Below are 16,500 nucleotides of genomic sequence, written 5' to 3'. Positions count from 1 at the left end.
TGTCGCGATGAACGCCTCTTCGTCTCGTGTCGATGCGCGATCCGGCGCCCGCCCGTCATCGGGCCTCGGCATGCGCCAGAAACAGGTCCTCTGGGCCTGGTCCTTCCTGGCCGTGCCGGTGCTGTTCTATGCGGTGGTGCGCTTCTATCCGACGCTGGAAGCGTTCTGGATCGCCACCACCAACTGGAACCTGCTGACCAAGCCCTCCTTCATCGGGCTGGCCAATTTCAAGCGGCTGATGGCCGATCCGGTGTTCTGGCAGGTCTTCCGCAACACCGCGCTCTACCTGCTGCTGGGCACGCCGATCAGCCTGCTGCTCGCCTTCACCATCGCCTATCATCTCGACCGCGTGCGCTTCCTGCACGGCTTCATCCGGGCGCTGTACTTCCTGCCCTTCCTGACGACCGCGGCGGCGATGGCCTGGGTCTGGCGCTGGTTCTACCAGCCGGTGCCGATCGGCCTGTTCAACAACCTGCTCGCCGGCATCGGCATCGCCCAGCAGCCCTTCCTGCGCTCGACGACGCAATCGCTGCCGGCCGTGCTCGCGCCCGCGATCTGGGCCGGTCTCGGCTTCCAGGTCGTGATCTTCATGGCCGGCCTGCGCGCCATCCCGACGACCTATTACGAGGCCGCCCGCATCGACGGCGTCTCGAACGGCACGATCCTGCGGCGGATCACCCTGCCGCTGCTCAAGCCGACGATCGTCTTCCTCGTCGTCTTCTCCTCGATCGGGTTCCTGCGCATCTTCGATCAGGTCTACAACATGACCAGCCAGACGAGCAGCGACCCCGGCGGCCCCCTGAACGCCACCAAGCCGCTCGTGCTGATGATCTACCAGACGGCCTTCTCCTCCTTCGATATGGGCTATGCCGCGGCCCAGACCGTCGTGCTCTTCCTCGTGCTGCTCGTGGTCTCCCTGCTGCAGCTCAGGCTGCTGAAAGACCGCTGATGAGCGCCGCCGCCTCTCCCCTGGCCTTGCGCATCGAGCCCGGCCGCATCCTCACCTGGCTCCTGCTCTTCGGCGGCGGCCTGTTGATGGTGACGCCGCTCGCCTTCATGTTCGCGACCTCGCTGAAGGATTCCTCCGAGATCTACGATCTCGCCTTCTTCCCGGCCCATCCGACACTCGCCAACTACGTGGCCGTGCTTTCGGACGGCCGCTTCCTGCGCTGGTTCGCCAATTCCTTCGGCATCGCGGTCGCGGTCACGCTCTCGAACGTCTTCTTCGACAGCCTCGTCGGCTACACCCTCGCGAAGTTCCAGTTCCGCGGCCGCTATCTCGTCTTCATCGCCATCCTCTCGACGCTGATGATCCCGACCGAGATGCTGGTCATCCCCTGGTACGTCATGGCCAAGAACTTCGGCTGGCTCGACAGCTACTGGGGCATCATGTTCCCGGGCATGATGACGGCCTTCGGCACCTTCCTGATGAAGCAGTTCTTCGAGACCGTGCCGAACGACTTCCTCGAAGCCGCCCGCATCGACGGCCTCAACGAATTCGCGATCTTCTGGCGCATCGCCATGCCGCTGGTGACGCCGGCGCTCTCGGCGCTGGCGATCTTCACCTTCCTCAGCAACTGGACCGCCTTCATCTGGCCGCTGATCGTGACCACGAGCAAGGAACTCTACACCTTGCCGGTCGGCCTCACGAGCTTCGCGGTGGAATCGCAGGTCCAGTGGGAGTTGATCATGACGGGCGCCGCGCTCGCGACCCTGCCGACGCTGACCGTCTTCCTGCTGCTCCAGCGCTATATCGTGCGCGGCGTGGTCCTCGCCGGTCTCAAGGGCTGATTGCCATGACGAAAACCGATCCCCGCGCGAGCGACACCTCCGTCTTCCCCGATCCCGTCTACAAGGAAACCGTACTGCGCCCGCTCTTCGACGGCGCGAAGACGCATCATGTCCAGAGCTTCCGCGCCATCGACCGCGCCCATCTCGTCATGCTCCACGAGACGGACATCCTGCCGCGTGCCACTGCCGGCCGCATCGCCCGCGCGCTCGCCGAAATCGACGATGAGATCGACCCGGCCACGCTGAGCTATGACGGCTCGGTCGAGGATTACTTCTTCCTGATCGAGGCGGAACTGAAGAAGCGCCTGCCGGCCGACGATGCCGGCCGCCTCCATACCGGCCGCTCGCGCAACGATATCGACCACACCCTTTTCAAGCTCGCCCTCAAGCCGCGGCTCGACCATATGGCCGGCCTGCTGCGCGCGCTCATCACGGCCACCCTCGACCTCGCCGAGCGCGAGAAGGCGACATTGATCGTCGCCTATACCCACGGCCAGCCGGCGCAGCCGACCACCTTCGGCCATTACCTCTCGGCCGCCATCGAAGTAATGCTGCGCGACCATGAGCGGCTGGTGCAGGCCCGTGCCCTGCTCGATCTCTCGCCGATGGGCGCCGCCGCGATCACCACCTCGGGCTTCCCGCTGGACCGTGCCCGCGTCGCGCATCTCCTCGGTTTCGCCGTGCCCCTCCAGAATTCCTACGGCTGCATCGCCGCGATCGACTACCTCACCGCGACCTACAGCGCGGTCGAGCTCGTCTTCCTGCATCTCGGCCGCCTGATTCAGGATTTGCAGGTCTGGACTGCCTTCGAGGTCGGCCAGCTCTATGTGCCCAATGCCTTCGTGCAGATCTCCTCGATCATGCCGCAGAAGCGCAATCCGGTCCCGATCGAGCATCTGCGTCATCTGGCCTCGCAGACCGTGGCGCGCGCCCGGATGGTCAGGGACATCGTCCACAACACGCCCTTCACCGACATGAACGACGCCGAGGGCGAAACCAACGAAGCCGGCTATCAGGCCTTCGCGACGGGCGAGCGCGTGCTCGGCCTGCTCGCCGCGCTGTTGCCGGCATTGCAGGTCGACGGGCGTCGCGTTGCCGAGAACATCCGCCGCTCCTGCATCACCATCACCGAGCTGGCCGACACGCTCGTCCGGTCGGAAGGCCTGTCCTTCCGCACAGCCCATGAGATCGCCGCCGATGTCGCCCGCGCCGTGGTCGCAGCTGATGGCGACCTGCCGCGCGATGGTTACGCGCCCTTCCGCAAGGCTTTCCGCGAGCATGCCGGCCGCGAGCCTGCATTGAACGAGGCCGCCTTTGCCGAGGCCGTCTCGCCCGAGCATTTCGTCGCGGTGCGCGAGCGCTTCGGTGGGCCGGGGCCGCAGGCGCTTGGAGCCGCCCTCGCCGGCTATCGCGGTATCCTCGTAGCCGCCGGCCTCGCCGCAACCGCGACCGCTGCGCGCGAGGCTTCCGCGCGCCATGAACTCGACGCCGCCTTCGCGGATCTGATGGGAGCAGCCTGATGGCGGGTATCGAGCTTCAGGGGCTGGTCAAGCGCTACGGCAAGACGCAGGTCGTTCATGGCATCGACCTCGCCATCGAGGACGGCGAATTCGTCGTCTTCGTCGGCCCGTCCGGCTGCGGCAAGTCGACGACGTTGCGCATGATCGCGGGGCTGGAGGAAATCGACGGCGGCACCATCACCATCGGCGAGCGGCCGGTGAACCGGCTGGAGCCGAAGGAGCGGAACATCGCCATGGTGTTCCAGAACTACGCGATCTACCCGCATATGAGCGTCGCCGAAAATATCGGCTTCGGCCTCTATACGGCGAAGCTCGACAAGGCCGAGAAGCGCCGCCGCATCGAGGATACCGCGCGCATCCTCGGCCTCGAGCCGCTGCTCGAACGCAAGCCCTCGGCCCTGTCCGGCGGCCAGCGCCAGCGCGTCGCCATCGGCCGCGCCATGGTGCGCGACCCCGCCGCCTTCCTCTTCGACGAACCGCTCTCCAATCTCGACGCGCAACTGCGCGCCCAGATGCGGCTTGAGATCAAGCGCCTGCACCAGCGGCTCGGCCGCACCATCGTCTTCGTCACCCATGATCAGGTCGAGGCGATGACGCTGGCCGACCGGATCGTGGTGATGCGCGATGGCCGCATCCTCCAGGTCGGCGCACCGATGGAACTCTACGAGAAGCCGGCCGATGTCTTCACCGCCCGCTTCATCGGCTCGCCGACGATGAACATCCTGCCGGCCCGGACGAGCACCGCCGATGGCAAGCCGACGCTGGAGCTGGCCGGCAACGCCATCGCCCTGCCGCCCCGCCCCACGCCGCTCCCCGCCGAGGTGCTGGTCGGCGTCCGTCCGCAGGAACTGCGCGTGCTCGCCCCCGGCGACAACGCCGATCTCGTGCTCACCGGCAAGGTCGCGGTGGTCGAGCCGCTGGGCTCGGAGACCTTCGTCCATGTCGAGCATGGCGACGGGCTGATCCTCGCCTCGGCCTCGGCCAAGGCGCCGCCGGTCGTCGGCCACGAGGTTCGCCTCGGCGCCGGCATCGACTCCTTGCGCCTGTTCGATGCGGCGACCGAGCGCGCGCTATGAGCGCCGGGCGCGACCTCGTCCTCAGCATCGGCCGGCTCTACTGCGATATCGTCTTCCGCGGGCTCGATGCGATGCCGCGCCTCGGCGAAGAGCGTTTCGCCGAGACGGTGGCGATCGTGCCCGGCGGCGGCGGCTTCATCACCGCCGCCCATCTCGCCGCGCTCGGAATGCGCGCGAGCCTGCTCGCCCGCATCGGCACGGACCCGCTCTCCGGCACGCTTGCGCCGGCACTGGCGGAAAGCGGCGTCGATCTGCGCTGGCTCGAACGCACGCCCGAGGCCGGTCCCCAGCCGACCGTCGTGATGGTGCAGGACGGCGAGCGCGCCTTCCTGTCACGGCGCGCCGGCAGCGCCCGCCCGGCAACGCTGGACGCGGCCCTCGCCGATCCGGCCGCGCGCCATCTCCACATCGCCGAATTCGCGACGCTCGCGGAAATCCCCGATCTGATCGAGAAAGCGAAGCGCGCAGGCCTCACCGTCTCGCTCGATCCGAGCTGGGACGATGACTGGATTCGTCGGCCCGACCTGATCGCGCGCGCCGCCGGCGCCGATATCTTCCTGCCCAATGCAGCGGAGGCACGGGCGATCGCGGCTTGCGAGGATCTCGATCAGGCTGGCATCCGCCTCGCCCGGCATTTCCCGCTCGTCGTCATCAAGGATGGCGGCAATGGCGCCCGCTTCTTCGAGCGCGACGCCGCCATCGCCCTGCCCGCTCCCGAAGGCGGGCCGGTTCTCGACACGACCGGTGCGGGTGATGCGTTCAATGCCGGTTTCCTCGCCGCCTGGTTCGCCGGGCGCACGCCCGAGCGGACACTGGCGGAAGGGATCGCCTGCGGTACCCTCTCCGTCCGCTCCGTCGGCGGGGCCGGCGCACGGCTTGACCGCGCCGAGGTCGAAGAGATCAGCCGGAACCTGCTGCACAGCCATGAGCGGATCGATGCCTGAAGCCATTCTCATCCGTGAGGCCGCCGAGGCGGCCGAGGTCGCCGCTCGCCAGATCTCGGCCAATGCCGACGCGATGGCACAGCTCGGCGAACAGCTCCGGCGGCGCCAGCCCGCCTTCATCGCGACCTGCGCGCGAGGCTCCTCCGACCATGCCATGACCTATGGCAAGTACCTGCTGGAGCGCACGCTCGGCCTGCCGGTCGCCTCGCTCGGCCCGAGCCTGGCTTCGGTCTATCGCGAGGAACTCGATCTCTCCGGCGCCGTCTTCATCGCCGCCTCGCAATCGGGCCGCAGCCCGGACGCGCTGCAACTGACCGAGACGGCCAAGCGCGGCGGCGCGCTGACGGTCGGCCTGATCAACGACATGGACTCGCCGCTGGCGGCGCTGGTCGATGTCGCCCTGCCGCTCGCAGCCGGCCCCGAGACCAGCGTCGCAGCCACCAAGAGCTTCCTCGCCACCGGCATCGCCCTCCTGCACCTCACCGCCGCCTGGAGCAGCGAGCGTGCCCTCTCGGATGCGCTCGTCCGTTCGCCCGAACTGCTCCGGCAGGCCGGGCTTTGCGACTGGTCGCCCTTCCTCCGGCGCCTTGAACAGGCGACGAGCCTCTATGTCATCGGCCGCGGGCTCGGCCTCGGCATCGCCCAGGAAATGGCGCTGAAGTTCAAGGAAACCTGCCGCATCCATGCCGAGGCCTTCAGCGCGGCTGAAGTGCTGCATGGGCCGCTCGCGCTGGTCGGGCCGGGCTTCCCAGCACTCGTCCTCGACCCCGCCGACGAAGGCAGCGAGAGCACGCTTTCCGTTGCCCGCAACTTCGCGGCGCTGGGGGCGGAGGTCGCCTATGCCGGCTCCGACGCGGCGTCGGGCATCGCGCTCCCCGTACCGGCCGAGGCCCCGCCCGTGCTGATGCCGCTGCTGCAGGCGCGCGCCTTCTACGGCGGCATCGCGGCGCTGGCGGCGGCCCGCGGGCTCGATCCCGACCGCCCGCCGCATCTGCGCAAGGTTACGCAGACGCTGTGAGCTGTGGCTGTCTCGGGGCAAGGTTCCGCGGAACCGCCGCTTGCTTTAGACCTGATACGGCCTCAAGCCTTGGATCGTCAGATGAAACAGCCGCTCACGCCCGCTTCGCTCGCCCCGCCTTTCGGGCAGTATTCCCACGGCATGAAGGCCGACGCACAGGGCGTCCTGCTGACTTCGGGCCAGCTCGGCATCAACAGCGACGGCAGCGTCCCGGAGGATGCCGGCGAGCAGGCCCGCATCTGCTTCGAGAGCATCGCCGCAATCCTGCGCGAAGGCGGCCTGTCGATGGCGAATATCGTGCGCCTCAACGCCTTCGTCACCGACCGCAAGCATATGCCGGCCTATATGAAGGCGCGCGACGAGGCACTGGCCGATTGCCCGGTCAAGCCGGCCTCGACGCTGGTGATCGTCTCCGGCTTCAGCCGCCCGGAATTCCTCGTCGAGGTCGAGGCGACGGCCGTCTACTGAGCCGGCCGTCCCCAACGGGCGCTCAGTGAGCGCCCGCCTTGACGAAATTGGCGAGTTCCGGCGTCTGCGGATTGGCGAAGACTTCCTTCGACGGCCCGCTCTCCCAGATCAGCCCCTGATGCATGAAGATGGTGGTGTCCGCGACGTTGCGCGCGAAACTCATCTCGTGCGTCACCAGCAACATGGTCATGCCGCCCTTGGCGAGCTTCTCCATCACCAGCAGCACCTCGCCGGTGAGCTCCGGATCGAGCGCCGAGGTCACCTCGTCGAACAGCATCACCTTCGGCTGCATGGCGAGTGAACGGGCGATCGCGACGCGCTGCTGCTGGCCGCCGGAGAGATTGTCCGGATAGCTGTCGAACTTCTCGGAGAGGCCGACCTGCGCCAGCACCTCCTTGGCGAGCGCCAGGGCCTGCGCCTGCGGCACGTTCTTGGTGATGCGCGGCGAGAGCATGATGTTCTGCCCCACCGTCAGATGCGGGAACAGATTGTAGCTCTGGAAGACGATGCCGACATCCTTGCGCAGCTCGCGCAGCTTCGTCGGGTCCTGCGTCATCGTGTGGCCGGCGACCTCGATCTTGCCGGACTGGAACGTCTCGAGCCCGTTGATGCAGCGCAGCAGGGTCGACTTGCCCGAGCCCGAGCGACCGATGATCGCGACGACCTGGCCGGCCTCGACGCTGAGCGAGACGCCCTTCAGAACGGCCAGCGAGCCGTAGCTCTTGTGGATGTCTTCAATGAGAACGGCTGGCATTCATCACCTTTTCGAGATGGCGGCTGAGCCGGGACAGCGGGAAGCAGATCGCGAAATAGATCGCCCCGACCAGCGTGAAGATCTGGAAGGCCTGATAGGTCGCGTTGTTGACCAGCATGCCGGCGCGCATCAGGTCGACGAAGCCGACGACCTGCACGATCGAGGTGTTCTTCACGAGCTGGACGAGGAAGCCGACCGTCGGCGGCAGCGAGATGCGGATCGCCTGCGGCAGGATGACATGGCGGTAGGTCTGCGCCGTCGTATGCGCCAGCGAGGCCGAGGCCTCCCATTGCTGGCGCGGCACGGATTCGATCGAGCCGCGCCAGATCTCGGCGAGATAAGCCGAGACATAGATCGACAGCGAGGCCGACGCCGCCAGGAAAGGCGGCAGTTCGATGCCCAGCGCCGAGAGCCCGTAATAGCTCATGAACAGCACCATCAGCACCGGGATCGACTGGATCACCAGAATGTAGCCGGCCGCGAAACGGCGCAGCCAGCGGATGCGCGACAGGCGCATGATCGCGAACACGCCCCCGATCGCGCCGCCGATGAAGAAGGCGATCGCGGTCAGCGCCAGCGTCCAGCCGGCGGAACGCAGGATGAAGAGGGCCTCTGGCCAACCGAAGGTCTGCATCAGGCGGCCTCCCCATGCGCTTCGGTGAGGCGGGCGAGGCCCGAGACCTGCGGGAAGAGCTTCCGGCCGAGCCAGTTGAGGAAGAGTTTGAAGGAGAGCGCCAACACCAGATAGAGCACGGTGACGACGATATAGGTCTCGAACGAGCGGAACGTGTCCTGCTCGATGATCGCCGCCGTGCCCGACAGTTCCTGCACCGAGACGAAGGAGCAGATGCTGGAGGCCAGCATCATCAGCACGAACTGGCTCGACAGCGCCGGCCAGACCCGGGCGAAGGCCGGCTGCAGCACGACATGCTTCAGCACCTGCCATCGGGTCATGGCGAGCGCGAGCCCGGCCTCGATCTGCGATTTATGGATAGAATCGACGCCGGCGCGGATGATCTCGGTGGCATAGGCCGCGAGATTGAGCGTCATCGCCAGCAGGGAGGCTTCGAGCCCGTTGAGGCGGATGCCGATCTGCGGCAGCCCGAAGAAGATCATGAAGAGCTGCACCAGGAACGGCGTGTTGCGCATCAGCTCGACATAGGCGTCGACGATATAGCCGGCCCAGCTGCCGGCGAGGCTGCGCAATGCGGTCAACGCCGTCGCCAGCACGAGCCCGAGCCCGATCGCGACGAAGGACAGCACGATCGTGAGCCAGACCCCGTTCAGGATCATCGGCCATTTGGAAAAGACGTCTTGGAAGAGCAATGGCCCGCTCCTTCGGCCTCAGGGGTAGGTCGAGGGTCGCCGGCGCGCACGGGGCGCGCCGGCTTTTCGGCAGATCCGGTGGAAAAGGCGGATCAGAAGGTCGGAAGCGGCGGCAGCGGGCTGCCGACCCACTTCTGGGCGATCGCGTCGAGCTCGCCGTTCTGCTTGACGTAGTAGATGAAGTTGTTGAGCCACTGGCGCAGCTCATAGGCGTCCTTGCGCATGGTCATCGAGTTCGGCTGCATGCCGAAGACGAACTTGAGCTCGGTCTCGGTCTCGCCGCGCGCCTTCATGGCGGCGTTGGCCTGCGCGTCCGGGCCGGCAATGGCCTGGACCTGGCCGGAGAACAGCGCCTGCATCGTGGTGGCGTCGTCCTCGAAGCGCAGGATGGTGAGGTTCAGTTCCTTCTCGCGGTTGGTGAACTCGCGCTCGACGCTGGAGCCGCGGTTGACGCCAACCTTCATGCCCTTGAGATCGGCCCAGGTTTTGATCGGGACGTTCTTCTTGGCGTAGATGCCGGTCTGGAAGGCGCTGTAGGGGATCGAGAACATCACCGCCTTGGCACGCTCGGGCGTCGGCGCCAGCGTGGCGACGAGGAAGTCGACCTTGTTGGCTTCCAGCGCCGGGATACGAGCCGGCGGCGTCAGCTGCACCAGCTCGACCTTCACGCCGAGATATTTGCCGATCAGCGCGATGACATCGGCGTCATAGCCGATGGCGTTGCCCTGGGAATCGACCGAGCCGTAGGGCGGCGCACCGATCAGCACGCCGATCTTCACCGAGCCGCGCTTGATGATGTCGGTGACCGTCTGGGCCGAGGCCTGGCCGGCTGCGAGCATGCCGGCGCCGAGCGCGAGCAAGGTACCGGCAATCCGGAGATGCTTGAGCATATTCATCTTGTGTCTCCTCTGCTGCGGCCTTGCCGCTTGTCATGGCCCGGCTTCTGGCGGCCGGTTTGGGAAGAAACGGGTCAGCGCATCGGCTGTCAGGCGCTGGCGCGCACGACGTTGACGAGCGGTTCGCCGGCGAAGCGGCGCTTGATGTTCTCGGCAATGACCCCCTGCCGGCGGCTGATCGTGCCGCTGGTCCATCCGGACATGTGCGGCGTCATTAAAACGTTTGAAAGCTCATGAAAAGGCAGATTCGCAGGCAGGGGCGTGCTGTCCCCAGCGCTGGGGTAGCGATACCAGGTATCGATGATCGCCCCGCCGATCCGGCCGGCCTTGAGGGCGTCGAACAGCGCCTGCTCGTCGATGGTCGGGCCGCGCCCGACATTGACGGCCACGGCGCCCGGCCGCATCGCGGCGAAGGCTGCGGTGCCGAGGATGCCTCGCGTTTCCTCGGTGAACGGCACCGAAACCACGACGATATCGACCGAGCCGCAGAATTCCGCCAGCGCATCGAGCGTGAAGGCACGGTCGACCAGCGGTGAGGTGGGGACGGCGCTGCGATTGGCGACATGCACCTTCATCTCGAAGGCCTTGGCCCGCGCCGCGATCGCCTTGCCGATATGGCCGAAGCCGAGGAGGCCGATGGTCTGGCCGGCGATTTCGCCATGGACGCGCTCCGGCGCACCAGCCCAATAGGCCCAGTCGCCCTGCCGCAGGCGCCGGTCGGCATCGGCGAGCGGGATGTTGCGCGCCAGCAGCGCCGCCATCACGTATTCGGCGATGGCCTGCTCATGGCCGAAGCAGTTGCAGACCGCGGCGGAAGCCGGCAGCGCACCGAGATCGACCATGTCGTAGCCGGCACCCGGCACATGGAAGAGCTTGAGCCCGGCGGGCTTCGGCAGGCCGGCATCGAATTTCACGCCGACGATCACCTCGGCCTCGGCATAGGCCTGCCGGTCAGCGGCGGCCTCCAGATTGTCGGGCAGGAGCCTGATCTCGGCCTTGTCGCCGACGAGCCCGGCAAAGCCGTGACTGAACGAGGCGGCATTCTCGCCGTGGAAGACAATGCGCATGATCCGGTGGTCCCTTCCGTCAGGTCGTCAGCAGCGGCTCGACCCTGCAATCCAGCAGGGATGGGTCGATGCCCGCTTCCATCTCGTCGAACATGCCGTCCACGAAGCCGATCAGCGCGTCGGAGGCGGCCACAGCCTCATCCGCCCGGCGCGCCGCGATGGCGTTCAGCACCGCGATGTGGTGGTCGATCGAAACCGAAAGCGCGACACGCTGCGGCATCGCGCTGTGATAGATGAAGCCGATGCGCCGGAAGATCGTGTGCAGCGGGCGCAGCGTATGCTGGAGAAAGGGCTCGGCAGCGGCCGAGAGCACCGTCTCGTCGATCCGGCGGTCCAGCGTGTTGAAATCGGCTAGGCTCAGGCTGTCCCGGCGTTCGCGCAGCAATCGCTCGATATGCAGGAACTGGTTGCGATGGGAGGGGCCTGCCCTTTCGGCCGCGAGCCCGATGACGAAGCGCTCGAGATCGCGCCGCAGCCGCAGCAGCACGCGCTCGCGCGCCAGATCGATCGGCGCGATCTGCAAGCCATGTCGCGGGCGCACGACGATCAACGTATCCGCCGCCAGCCGGTTGACGGCGTGATGGACAGGCGTGCGGCCATAGCCGGTCATGTCCTGGAGGTCCTGAAGCGACAGGAAGCGGCCCGGCGGCAGCTCGCAAGTGATCAGCATCGCCTCGATGCGTTCATAGGCGAGTTCGAACAGGTTGACGCGGTTGCGCCGCTTCGGCGCGGGCGCCTCCTCGACCTCTGCCTGTCGCGGCTGGATCGCGCTGCGCGCCATCCCGGTCTCCTCCATGAGGGCGCTCTTGACCGGCGCCCGTTGGGAAGAAGCGTAGACATGTTGTGAAATTTTACAAGAAGCTATTTCTGACCCGGAAGGGCTTGAGCAGCAGTAGCGTCGCGAGGGCGGCTTAAGCTGACTGGTCCGTCAGCGCGTTCTAGCCGCCGCTTCCCCACAGGGCATGGACCGACTGCGCGATGGCGAAGCCGCTGACGGCGAGCAGGATCACGATCGCGACGAGGCGGTAGTGGCGTTGCAAGGCCGAGCGGAACAGGCGCGTTCCGATCAGCTGTCCTAGGAACAGCGCGGGAATGGTTACCGCCGCCAGCAGCGCCGTGGACGTCACCAGAAGCCCGGACGCTCCGGCAAAGCCGATCGCGACCGCGTCCGAGAGCAGGAAATACAGGATGATCGAGGCCCGCCCGACATGCATCGCCGTCTGGGCGTTGAGATAGAACAGCACCACGGGCGGGCCGCTCATCGCGGCGGCGCCGTTGAGCAGGCCGGACAGGATGCCGACGCCGAAGGTCGCGGGCGCGCCCGGCTCGCGGCTTGCCTTCAGCCCGGCGGCCAAGGCGCAGGTCGTCGCCAGCACGACCAGCGCGATGATGAGGCGCATCACGTCGGCCGGGAGCGCAGCGAGCCCATAGAGACCGATCGGCGTCGCCAGCAGCGCACCGGCGACGAGCAGCATGACCGAACGCAGATGCGCCGAGCGCCAGAGGCCGGGCAGCAATTGCAGGCTGCCGACCACCTCCAGCATCAGCACCATCGGCACGGCCGTAACGGGGTCGGCGATCAGGGCGAGCAAAGGCACGGCCACGAGCGCGAAACCGAAACCGGTATAGCCACGCATGATCGCCGTCAGGAAAACGACGAGGATGCAGGCTGCAACCTGCCCCGTGCTGAAGGGCTGCAGCAGCCCAGCGATCGTCATGAAGCCCCCGCGAATGGACCAGCCTCGTATGGGCGCGACCGAGCCATCTGCCTAGAGCCATTCCGGCAAAACTATTTGGCCGCTTTGCGCGGGGCCGAAGCGGCCCGGCAGCAGCTTCGACGCAACAGTCAGGCAGGCTGGCTTCAGCGAGGAGCTGCGGCCTCCAGCAGCGCGACCATGGCGGCGTATCCACGCGAGTGGGCATGCTGCAACGGCGTCACGCCCTGCCGGTCGGCCAGATTGCGATCGGCACCGGCCACGAGCAGGGCCCGCACCGTCTCGACATGGCGCTTGCCACCATCGCCGAGAATCACGGCCTCGATCAGGGCGGTCCAGCCGAGATTGTTGACATGGTCGAGCGGTGCGCCGGCCACGATCAGCTCGCGGACGATGCCGTCATGGCCGAGATGGGCGGCAGCGATCAGCGCCGTGCCGTCATAGCGGCTGGTGGTGAGTTTGGCCGAGGCGCCGGATGCCAGCAGGGCCTTCAGGGCGGGGACGTCGTCGCTGACCGCAACGATGGTGACGGCGTCGTAGTGTTGGTTGTCGAACAGGCCGGGATCGGCCCCGGCTGCGATCAACGTCCGGATCGCCTCGACCTGCCCGCGAAAGGCCGCGACATGCAAGGGCGTGCGACCATTGCCGTCGCGCGCGTCAAGCCCCTCGCGGGCTCCGGCAAGGCGGCGGATGGCCGCGATATCGCCGGAGGCCGCCGCAGCGTGAAGGCCGCGATAGGCGGCGAACTCGGCCGCATCGGGCGGTGTCTGCGCGGCGGCCGGTCCGGTCAGGGCGGCCGCGACCAGAGCCAGTGCGATGAGCAGCATTCTCGCCATCACGGCGCTCCTTCCTGCGAATAGACGAAAGGCAGGCGGTCGCTTCCGCAACCGCCTGCCCTGTTTCAAACCGGCTTCAAGCTCAGCGCAGCTTGGCCTTCACCTTCTCGATGCCGGCATTGGCGCATTCCTCGTCGAGATGGCCGCCCGGGGCGCCGCCGACGCCGACCGCACCGATCACCTCGTCGCCGACCTTGACCGGAACGCCGCCGCCGAGCAGCAGGAAGCCTTCGATCGCGGCCATGTTGCGCGCGGCCGGGTTCTTCTCGACGTTCTCGGCGATCGCGCCAGTGGCGTTGCGGGCGGAGGCCGCGGTGAAGGCCTTGTCACGGCTGGCGGCGACGGTATGCGGGCCGGCGCGGTCGGCGCGCAGCACCGCGCGGGTGACGCCGGCGCGGTCGACGACCGTCGCGGTGACGTTGAAGTTCTTGGCGGCGCAGGCCTCGACGGTCGCCTGGGCGATTTCCTGGGCGATGGCGAGCGGCATGTTGCGCTCCTGCAGGACCTGGGCGCCGGCGGCAGCCGGAACGAGCGCAAGCACAGCGGCAGCGACGGCGAAACGGATCTGGGTCATGATCTCTCCGGGACGTGAGCGAGGACGAGCCGTAAGCTCGATGACCGCACGCTAGCCGGTCCCGTCAGGCGTTTTGATCGGTGCGGTGCCGGAGCCGCCTCCGTAATCCTACGGAGAGCCCCGCCTGTGATGGCTACCGGTTTTCGATTGAACCGCGACGTCATCCCGGACAAGCGGCGAAGCCGCGCCGATCCGGGATCCATCGTAGGGCTCCAGAGCCTTACGATGGATCCCGGGGCAAGCCCGGGATGACGTGGTGTTTCCGCGGAAAATCGATCCGCCTTATCCCTCCAGCGCGAAGCGCACCATCTCGGCGACCGACCCCGCCCCGAGCTTCTCGGCGATGTGAGCGCGATGGGTCTCGACGGTGCGCGGCGAGACGTCGAGCGCCCGCGCGATCTCCTTGGTCGACAGCCCCTCGGCGACGAGATCGAGGATCTCGCGCTCGCGCTGGGTGAGCTTCGCCATGCGGGCATCGCGGCCGGCGCGGGCGGCCTCGGTCCGGTTGCGCTGATCGAGCGCCGCGAAAGCCGCTTCGATCGCTTCGAGCAGCACCTGCTCGTCGATCGGCTTGGTCAGGAAATCGACCGCGCCGGCCCTGAAGGCGCGCCGGCAGGCGGCGACATCGCCATGGCCGGTGATCATCACCGTCGGCATGCCGCCGGCCTCCTTGGCCATGCGCTCCAGCAATTGCAGGCCGGAGGTGCCGGGCATGCGGATATCGACGACCAGGCAGCCGTCCTGGCGCGGATCGGGCCGGTCGAGGAAAGGCTGCACGCCGGCAAAGGGCCGCGGCGCGAAACCCATCGTGCGCAGCAGCAGGACGAGCGCATCACGCACATCGGCATCATCGTCGATCAGATAGACGGTGCGCGGCGCCGGTTTCATTCCGCAGCCATTCCAAGTTCGGCCGCCAATGCCGGAAAGCGCACGCTGAAGATCGCCCCGCGCTCCGCCCCGTTACGCGCAGCGATCCGCCCTCCGGCCGCTTCGACCAGGCGTTCGCAAAGCGGCAGGCCGAGCCCCATGCCGCTGCTCTTGGTGGTGAAGAACGGCTCGAACAGGCGGGCCATGTCGGCCTCCGCGATGCCCAGACCATCGTCGGCCACGGTGATCTCCGCCTCACCGTCAACGAGGCGCGTGGCCAGCACGATCTCGCGCCGCGCGGCCGGCATCGTCTCGACCGCCTCCGCCGCGTTGCGGACGAGGTTGTGCACCACCTGCTCGATCGAGACGCGGTCGAGCAGCGCCTGCGGGCCGGGCTCGCTCAGCTCCAGCCGCAGCGAGACCTCCCGCTCCTGCAGGTCGCGCTGGCTGAGCTCGACCACGTTGCGGACGATCCGGTTGAGATCCTGCGGCTGTCGCTGCGGCTCGCGGCGCGTCACATAGGCCCGCAGTCGCTCCAGGATCTCGCCGGCCCGGCGCGCGTGCCGGACATTGGCCTCGAGCACGCCGGTGAGATCGCCGGGCGCCGCCTCGCCCGATTTGGCGAGCCGCAAGCCCGCCTGACTCTGGCTCAGGATCGCCGTCAACGGCTGGGTGATCTCATGGGCGATGCCGGAGGCCATCTCGCCAACCGTGTTCACCCGCATGGCATGAGCGAGCCGGGCGTCATGCTCGTGCAGGCGCACCGCCTCGCGCGCCCGCCGGCTGGCGCGCCGCTCGCGCAGCACCGCCAGCAGCAGGAAAAGTCCGAGGCCCGCGGCAAGCGGCCAGCCGAACAGCAGGCCCGGCGGCTGCAATTCGGCGAAGGCCGGCCGGCGCGCCAGCTCCAGCATCAGCGGCTGCGATCGGCTGCCCAGAGCCTTCGCGAAGGCGATACCGGGGATCGATGTCCCCGCCTGCAGCGGCCAGCCATGCTGGAGGATCGCGGCCCCGGATGCATCGCTCAGCTTCAGCGCGACGTCATCCGACAGCCCGCCTTCCGGCTCGGCCAGAAGCCGGGCATCGATGACGAGCACCAGCGCCCGTGGCCCATGGCCGACATCCGGCACGCGCTTGACCAGGGCATAGAATGGCCCCCCGGACCGGCTCGCGAGCGTGACGGCCTGCCCCGGCGCCAGCGCGCTCACGCGGGCCGACAGGGCTGCCGGGTCGAAATCGGCGAGGCTGGGTGGCATGCTGCCGGCAGAGACGGTCTCGATCAATTCGACGGCTGCAATGCGCGGGTAGAAGCGCTGCATCGCCTCGACCACCGCCCGAAAGCTCGCCGATTCCGCATTCGAGCTGGCGAGAACCGCCGCTAGGCTGGTGAGATGCGCGTCGTGCTGCTCGGCCCGTTGCGAGACGATGCGGTGCAGCGTCGTTCCCTCGCGCTGGAGCGCATCGCTCGCCCGGATGAACTCGACGACGGCGCCGAGCCCGAGCCCGGCCAGCGCCAGCGGAATCCACAAGAGCAGGAATGGGGCGAGGCGCGGCTTCAAGGGTCGTGTCCGGTTTCAGCCCGAGCCTACCTCGCGCGACCGACGCCGTCACGGTCACAGCGCGAGGAAGTGCTTTCACGCAAGGGAGGAAA

18 protein-coding genes are annotated in these 16,500 nt (G+C 67.6%); 7 read left to right on the top strand and 11 right to left on the bottom strand.

Features of this window, described 5'->3' with window-relative positions; all coding sequences use genetic code 11:
- The first annotated feature begins 7 nt into the window (after positions 1–7).
- The 7 genes from WFK61_RS04930 to WFK61_RS04900 all read left to right on the top strand — a co-directional run bounded on the left by WFK61_RS04930 (position 8) and on the right by WFK61_RS04900 (position 6,817).
- A complete protein-coding gene (locus WFK61_RS04930) occupies positions 8–949 on the top strand; it encodes a carbohydrate ABC transporter permease (protein ID WP_336810409.1) in 942 nt (313 codons plus the stop codon).
- Positions 949–1,791, top strand: a complete 843-nt coding sequence (locus tag WFK61_RS04925) for a carbohydrate ABC transporter permease (protein WP_336810408.1) — start codon at positions 949–951, stop codon at positions 1,789–1,791. Before WFK61_RS04930 ends, WFK61_RS04925 begins: the two co-directional genes overlap by 1 nt.
- A 5-nt stretch (positions 1,792–1,796) precedes the next feature.
- A complete protein-coding gene (locus WFK61_RS04920) occupies positions 1,797–3,311 on the top strand; it encodes an argininosuccinate lyase (RefSeq protein WP_336810407.1) in 1,515 nt (504 codons plus the stop codon).
- The gene (locus WFK61_RS04915; protein WP_336810406.1) at positions 3,311–4,387 is read left to right on the top strand and encodes an ABC transporter ATP-binding protein; all 1,077 of its coding nucleotides are present in this window, start codon (positions 3,311–3,313) and stop codon (positions 4,385–4,387) included. The genes WFK61_RS04920 and WFK61_RS04915 overlap by 1 nt, the downstream gene beginning before the upstream one ends.
- Entirely contained in the window at positions 4,384–5,331 is a 948-nt protein-coding gene (locus WFK61_RS04910; RefSeq protein ID WP_336810405.1) for a carbohydrate kinase family protein, read from the top strand. Before WFK61_RS04915 ends, WFK61_RS04910 begins: the two co-directional genes overlap by 4 nt.
- On the top strand, positions 5,324–6,349 hold the full coding sequence (locus WFK61_RS04905; RefSeq protein ID WP_336810404.1) for an SIS domain-containing protein: 1,026 nt from the start codon (positions 5,324–5,326) through the stop codon (positions 6,347–6,349). The genes WFK61_RS04910 and WFK61_RS04905 overlap by 8 nt, the downstream gene beginning before the upstream one ends.
- A gap of 81 nt (positions 6,350–6,430) precedes the next feature.
- Positions 6,431–6,817, top strand: a complete 387-nt coding sequence (locus WFK61_RS04900) for a RidA family protein (protein WP_336810403.1) — start codon at positions 6,431–6,433, stop codon at positions 6,815–6,817.
- 22 nt (positions 6,818–6,839) lie between these two features.
- Here WFK61_RS04900 and WFK61_RS04895 read toward each other — a convergent pair whose 3' ends face one another.
- The 11 genes from WFK61_RS04895 to WFK61_RS04845 form a co-directional block, all read right to left on the bottom strand.
- The gene (locus tag WFK61_RS04895) at positions 6,840–7,571 is read right to left on the bottom strand and encodes an amino acid ABC transporter ATP-binding protein (RefSeq protein ID WP_336810402.1); all 732 of its coding nucleotides are present in this window, start codon (positions 7,569–7,571) and stop codon (positions 6,840–6,842) included.
- The gene (locus tag WFK61_RS04890; RefSeq protein WP_257733432.1) at positions 7,552–8,205 is read right to left on the bottom strand and encodes an amino acid ABC transporter permease; all 654 of its coding nucleotides are present in this window, start codon (positions 8,203–8,205) and stop codon (positions 7,552–7,554) included. The genes WFK61_RS04895 and WFK61_RS04890 overlap by 20 nt, the downstream gene beginning before the upstream one ends.
- Positions 8,205–8,864 carry an amino acid ABC transporter permease gene (locus WFK61_RS04885; protein WP_442896264.1) on the bottom strand — a complete coding sequence of 220 codons (660 nt, stop codon included), beginning with the start codon at positions 8,862–8,864 and terminating at the stop codon, positions 8,205–8,207. The genes WFK61_RS04890 and WFK61_RS04885 overlap by 1 nt, the downstream gene beginning before the upstream one ends.
- A 125-nt stretch (positions 8,865–8,989) precedes the next feature.
- Entirely contained in the window at positions 8,990–9,793 is an 804-nt protein-coding gene (locus tag WFK61_RS04880; RefSeq protein ID WP_336810400.1) for a transporter substrate-binding domain-containing protein, read from the bottom strand.
- Positions 9,794–9,882: 89 nt separating this feature from the next.
- Entirely contained in the window at positions 9,883–10,860 is a 978-nt protein-coding gene (locus WFK61_RS04875) for a 2-hydroxyacid dehydrogenase (RefSeq protein WP_336810399.1), read from the bottom strand.
- A gap of 19 nt (positions 10,861–10,879) precedes the next feature.
- The gene (locus WFK61_RS04870) at positions 10,880–11,641 is read right to left on the bottom strand and encodes a GntR family transcriptional regulator (protein ID WP_336810498.1); all 762 of its coding nucleotides are present in this window, start codon (positions 11,639–11,641) and stop codon (positions 10,880–10,882) included.
- A gap of 157 nt (positions 11,642–11,798) precedes the next feature.
- Positions 11,799–12,578 carry a sulfite exporter TauE/SafE family protein gene (locus WFK61_RS04865; RefSeq protein WP_336810398.1) on the bottom strand — a complete coding sequence of 260 codons (780 nt, stop codon included), beginning with the start codon at positions 12,576–12,578 and terminating at the stop codon, positions 11,799–11,801.
- A 143-nt stretch (positions 12,579–12,721) separates the two neighbouring features.
- Positions 12,722–13,411 (bottom strand): ankyrin repeat domain-containing protein, encoded by a 690-nt coding sequence (locus WFK61_RS04860; RefSeq protein WP_336810397.1) that lies wholly within the window; start codon positions 13,409–13,411, stop codon positions 12,722–12,724.
- An 82-nt stretch (positions 13,412–13,493) separates the two neighbouring features.
- Positions 13,494–13,985, bottom strand: a complete 492-nt coding sequence (locus WFK61_RS04855) for a GlcG/HbpS family heme-binding protein (protein WP_336810396.1) — start codon at positions 13,983–13,985, stop codon at positions 13,494–13,496.
- A gap of 282 nt (positions 13,986–14,267) precedes the next feature.
- A complete protein-coding gene (locus tag WFK61_RS04850; RefSeq protein WP_336810395.1) occupies positions 14,268–14,873 on the bottom strand; it encodes a response regulator transcription factor in 606 nt (201 codons plus the stop codon).
- Positions 14,870–16,408, bottom strand: coding sequence for a sensor histidine kinase (locus WFK61_RS04845; protein WP_336810394.1), 1,539 nt, complete (start codon positions 16,406–16,408; stop codon positions 14,870–14,872). Before WFK61_RS04845 ends, WFK61_RS04850 begins: the two co-directional genes overlap by 4 nt.
- Between the last annotated feature and the right edge of the window lie 92 nt (positions 16,409–16,500).

Origin of the sequence: Allobosea sp. MMO-172 (assembly GCF_037147855.1) — a bacterium.
Lineage (GTDB): Bacteria > Pseudomonadota > Alphaproteobacteria > Rhizobiales > Beijerinckiaceae > Allobosea.
The sequence above is the reverse complement of the archived record's forward strand: the minus strand, read 5'-3'. Positions and strand labels throughout refer to the sequence as shown.

Excerpts from the sequence above, each read along its gene's own strand:
- WFK61_RS04930 (WP_336810409.1), top strand. The coding sequence starts at position 8 with ATGAACGCCTCTTCGTCTCGTGTCGATGCGCGATCCGGCGCCCGCCCG.
- WFK61_RS04925 (WP_336810408.1), top strand. The coding sequence starts at position 949 with ATGAGCGCCGCCGCCTCTCCCCTGGCCTTGCGCATCGAGCCCGGCCGC.
- WFK61_RS04920 (WP_336810407.1), top strand. The coding sequence starts at position 1,797 with ATGACGAAAACCGATCCCCGCGCGAGCGACACCTCCGTCTTCCCCGAT.
- WFK61_RS04915 (WP_336810406.1), top strand. The coding sequence starts at position 3,311 with ATGGCGGGTATCGAGCTTCAGGGGCTGGTCAAGCGCTACGGCAAGACG.
- WFK61_RS04910 (WP_336810405.1), top strand. The coding sequence starts at position 4,384 with ATGAGCGCCGGGCGCGACCTCGTCCTCAGCATCGGCCGGCTCTACTGC.
- WFK61_RS04905 (WP_336810404.1), top strand. The coding sequence starts at position 5,324 with ATGCCTGAAGCCATTCTCATCCGTGAGGCCGCCGAGGCGGCCGAGGTC.
- WFK61_RS04900 (WP_336810403.1), top strand. The coding sequence starts at position 6,431 with ATGAAACAGCCGCTCACGCCCGCTTCGCTCGCCCCGCCTTTCGGGCAG.
- WFK61_RS04895 (WP_336810402.1), bottom strand. The coding sequence starts at position 7,571 with ATGCCAGCCGTTCTCATTGAAGACATCCACAAGAGCTACGGCTCGCTG.
- WFK61_RS04890 (WP_257733432.1), bottom strand. The coding sequence starts at position 8,205 with ATGCAGACCTTCGGTTGGCCAGAGGCCCTCTTCATCCTGCGTTCCGCC.
- WFK61_RS04885 (WP_442896264.1), bottom strand. The coding sequence starts at position 8,864 with ATGATCCTGAACGGGGTCTGGCTCACGATCGTGCTGTCCTTCGTCGCG.
- WFK61_RS04880 (WP_336810400.1), bottom strand. The coding sequence starts at position 9,793 with ATGAATATGCTCAAGCATCTCCGGATTGCCGGTACCTTGCTCGCGCTC.
- WFK61_RS04875 (WP_336810399.1), bottom strand. The coding sequence starts at position 10,860 with ATGCGCATTGTCTTCCACGGCGAGAATGCCGCCTCGTTCAGTCACGGC.
- WFK61_RS04870 (WP_336810498.1), bottom strand. The coding sequence starts at position 11,641 with ATGGCGCGCAGCGCGATCCAGCCGCGACAGGCAGAGGTCGAGGAGGCG.
- WFK61_RS04865 (WP_336810398.1), bottom strand. The coding sequence starts at position 12,578 with ATGACGATCGCTGGGCTGCTGCAGCCCTTCAGCACGGGGCAGGTTGCA.
- WFK61_RS04860 (WP_336810397.1), bottom strand. The coding sequence starts at position 13,411 with ATGGCGAGAATGCTGCTCATCGCACTGGCTCTGGTCGCGGCCGCCCTG.
- WFK61_RS04855 (WP_336810396.1), bottom strand. The coding sequence starts at position 13,985 with ATGACCCAGATCCGTTTCGCCGTCGCTGCCGCTGTGCTTGCGCTCGTT.
- WFK61_RS04850 (WP_336810395.1), bottom strand. The coding sequence starts at position 14,873 with ATGAAACCGGCGCCGCGCACCGTCTATCTGATCGACGATGATGCCGAT.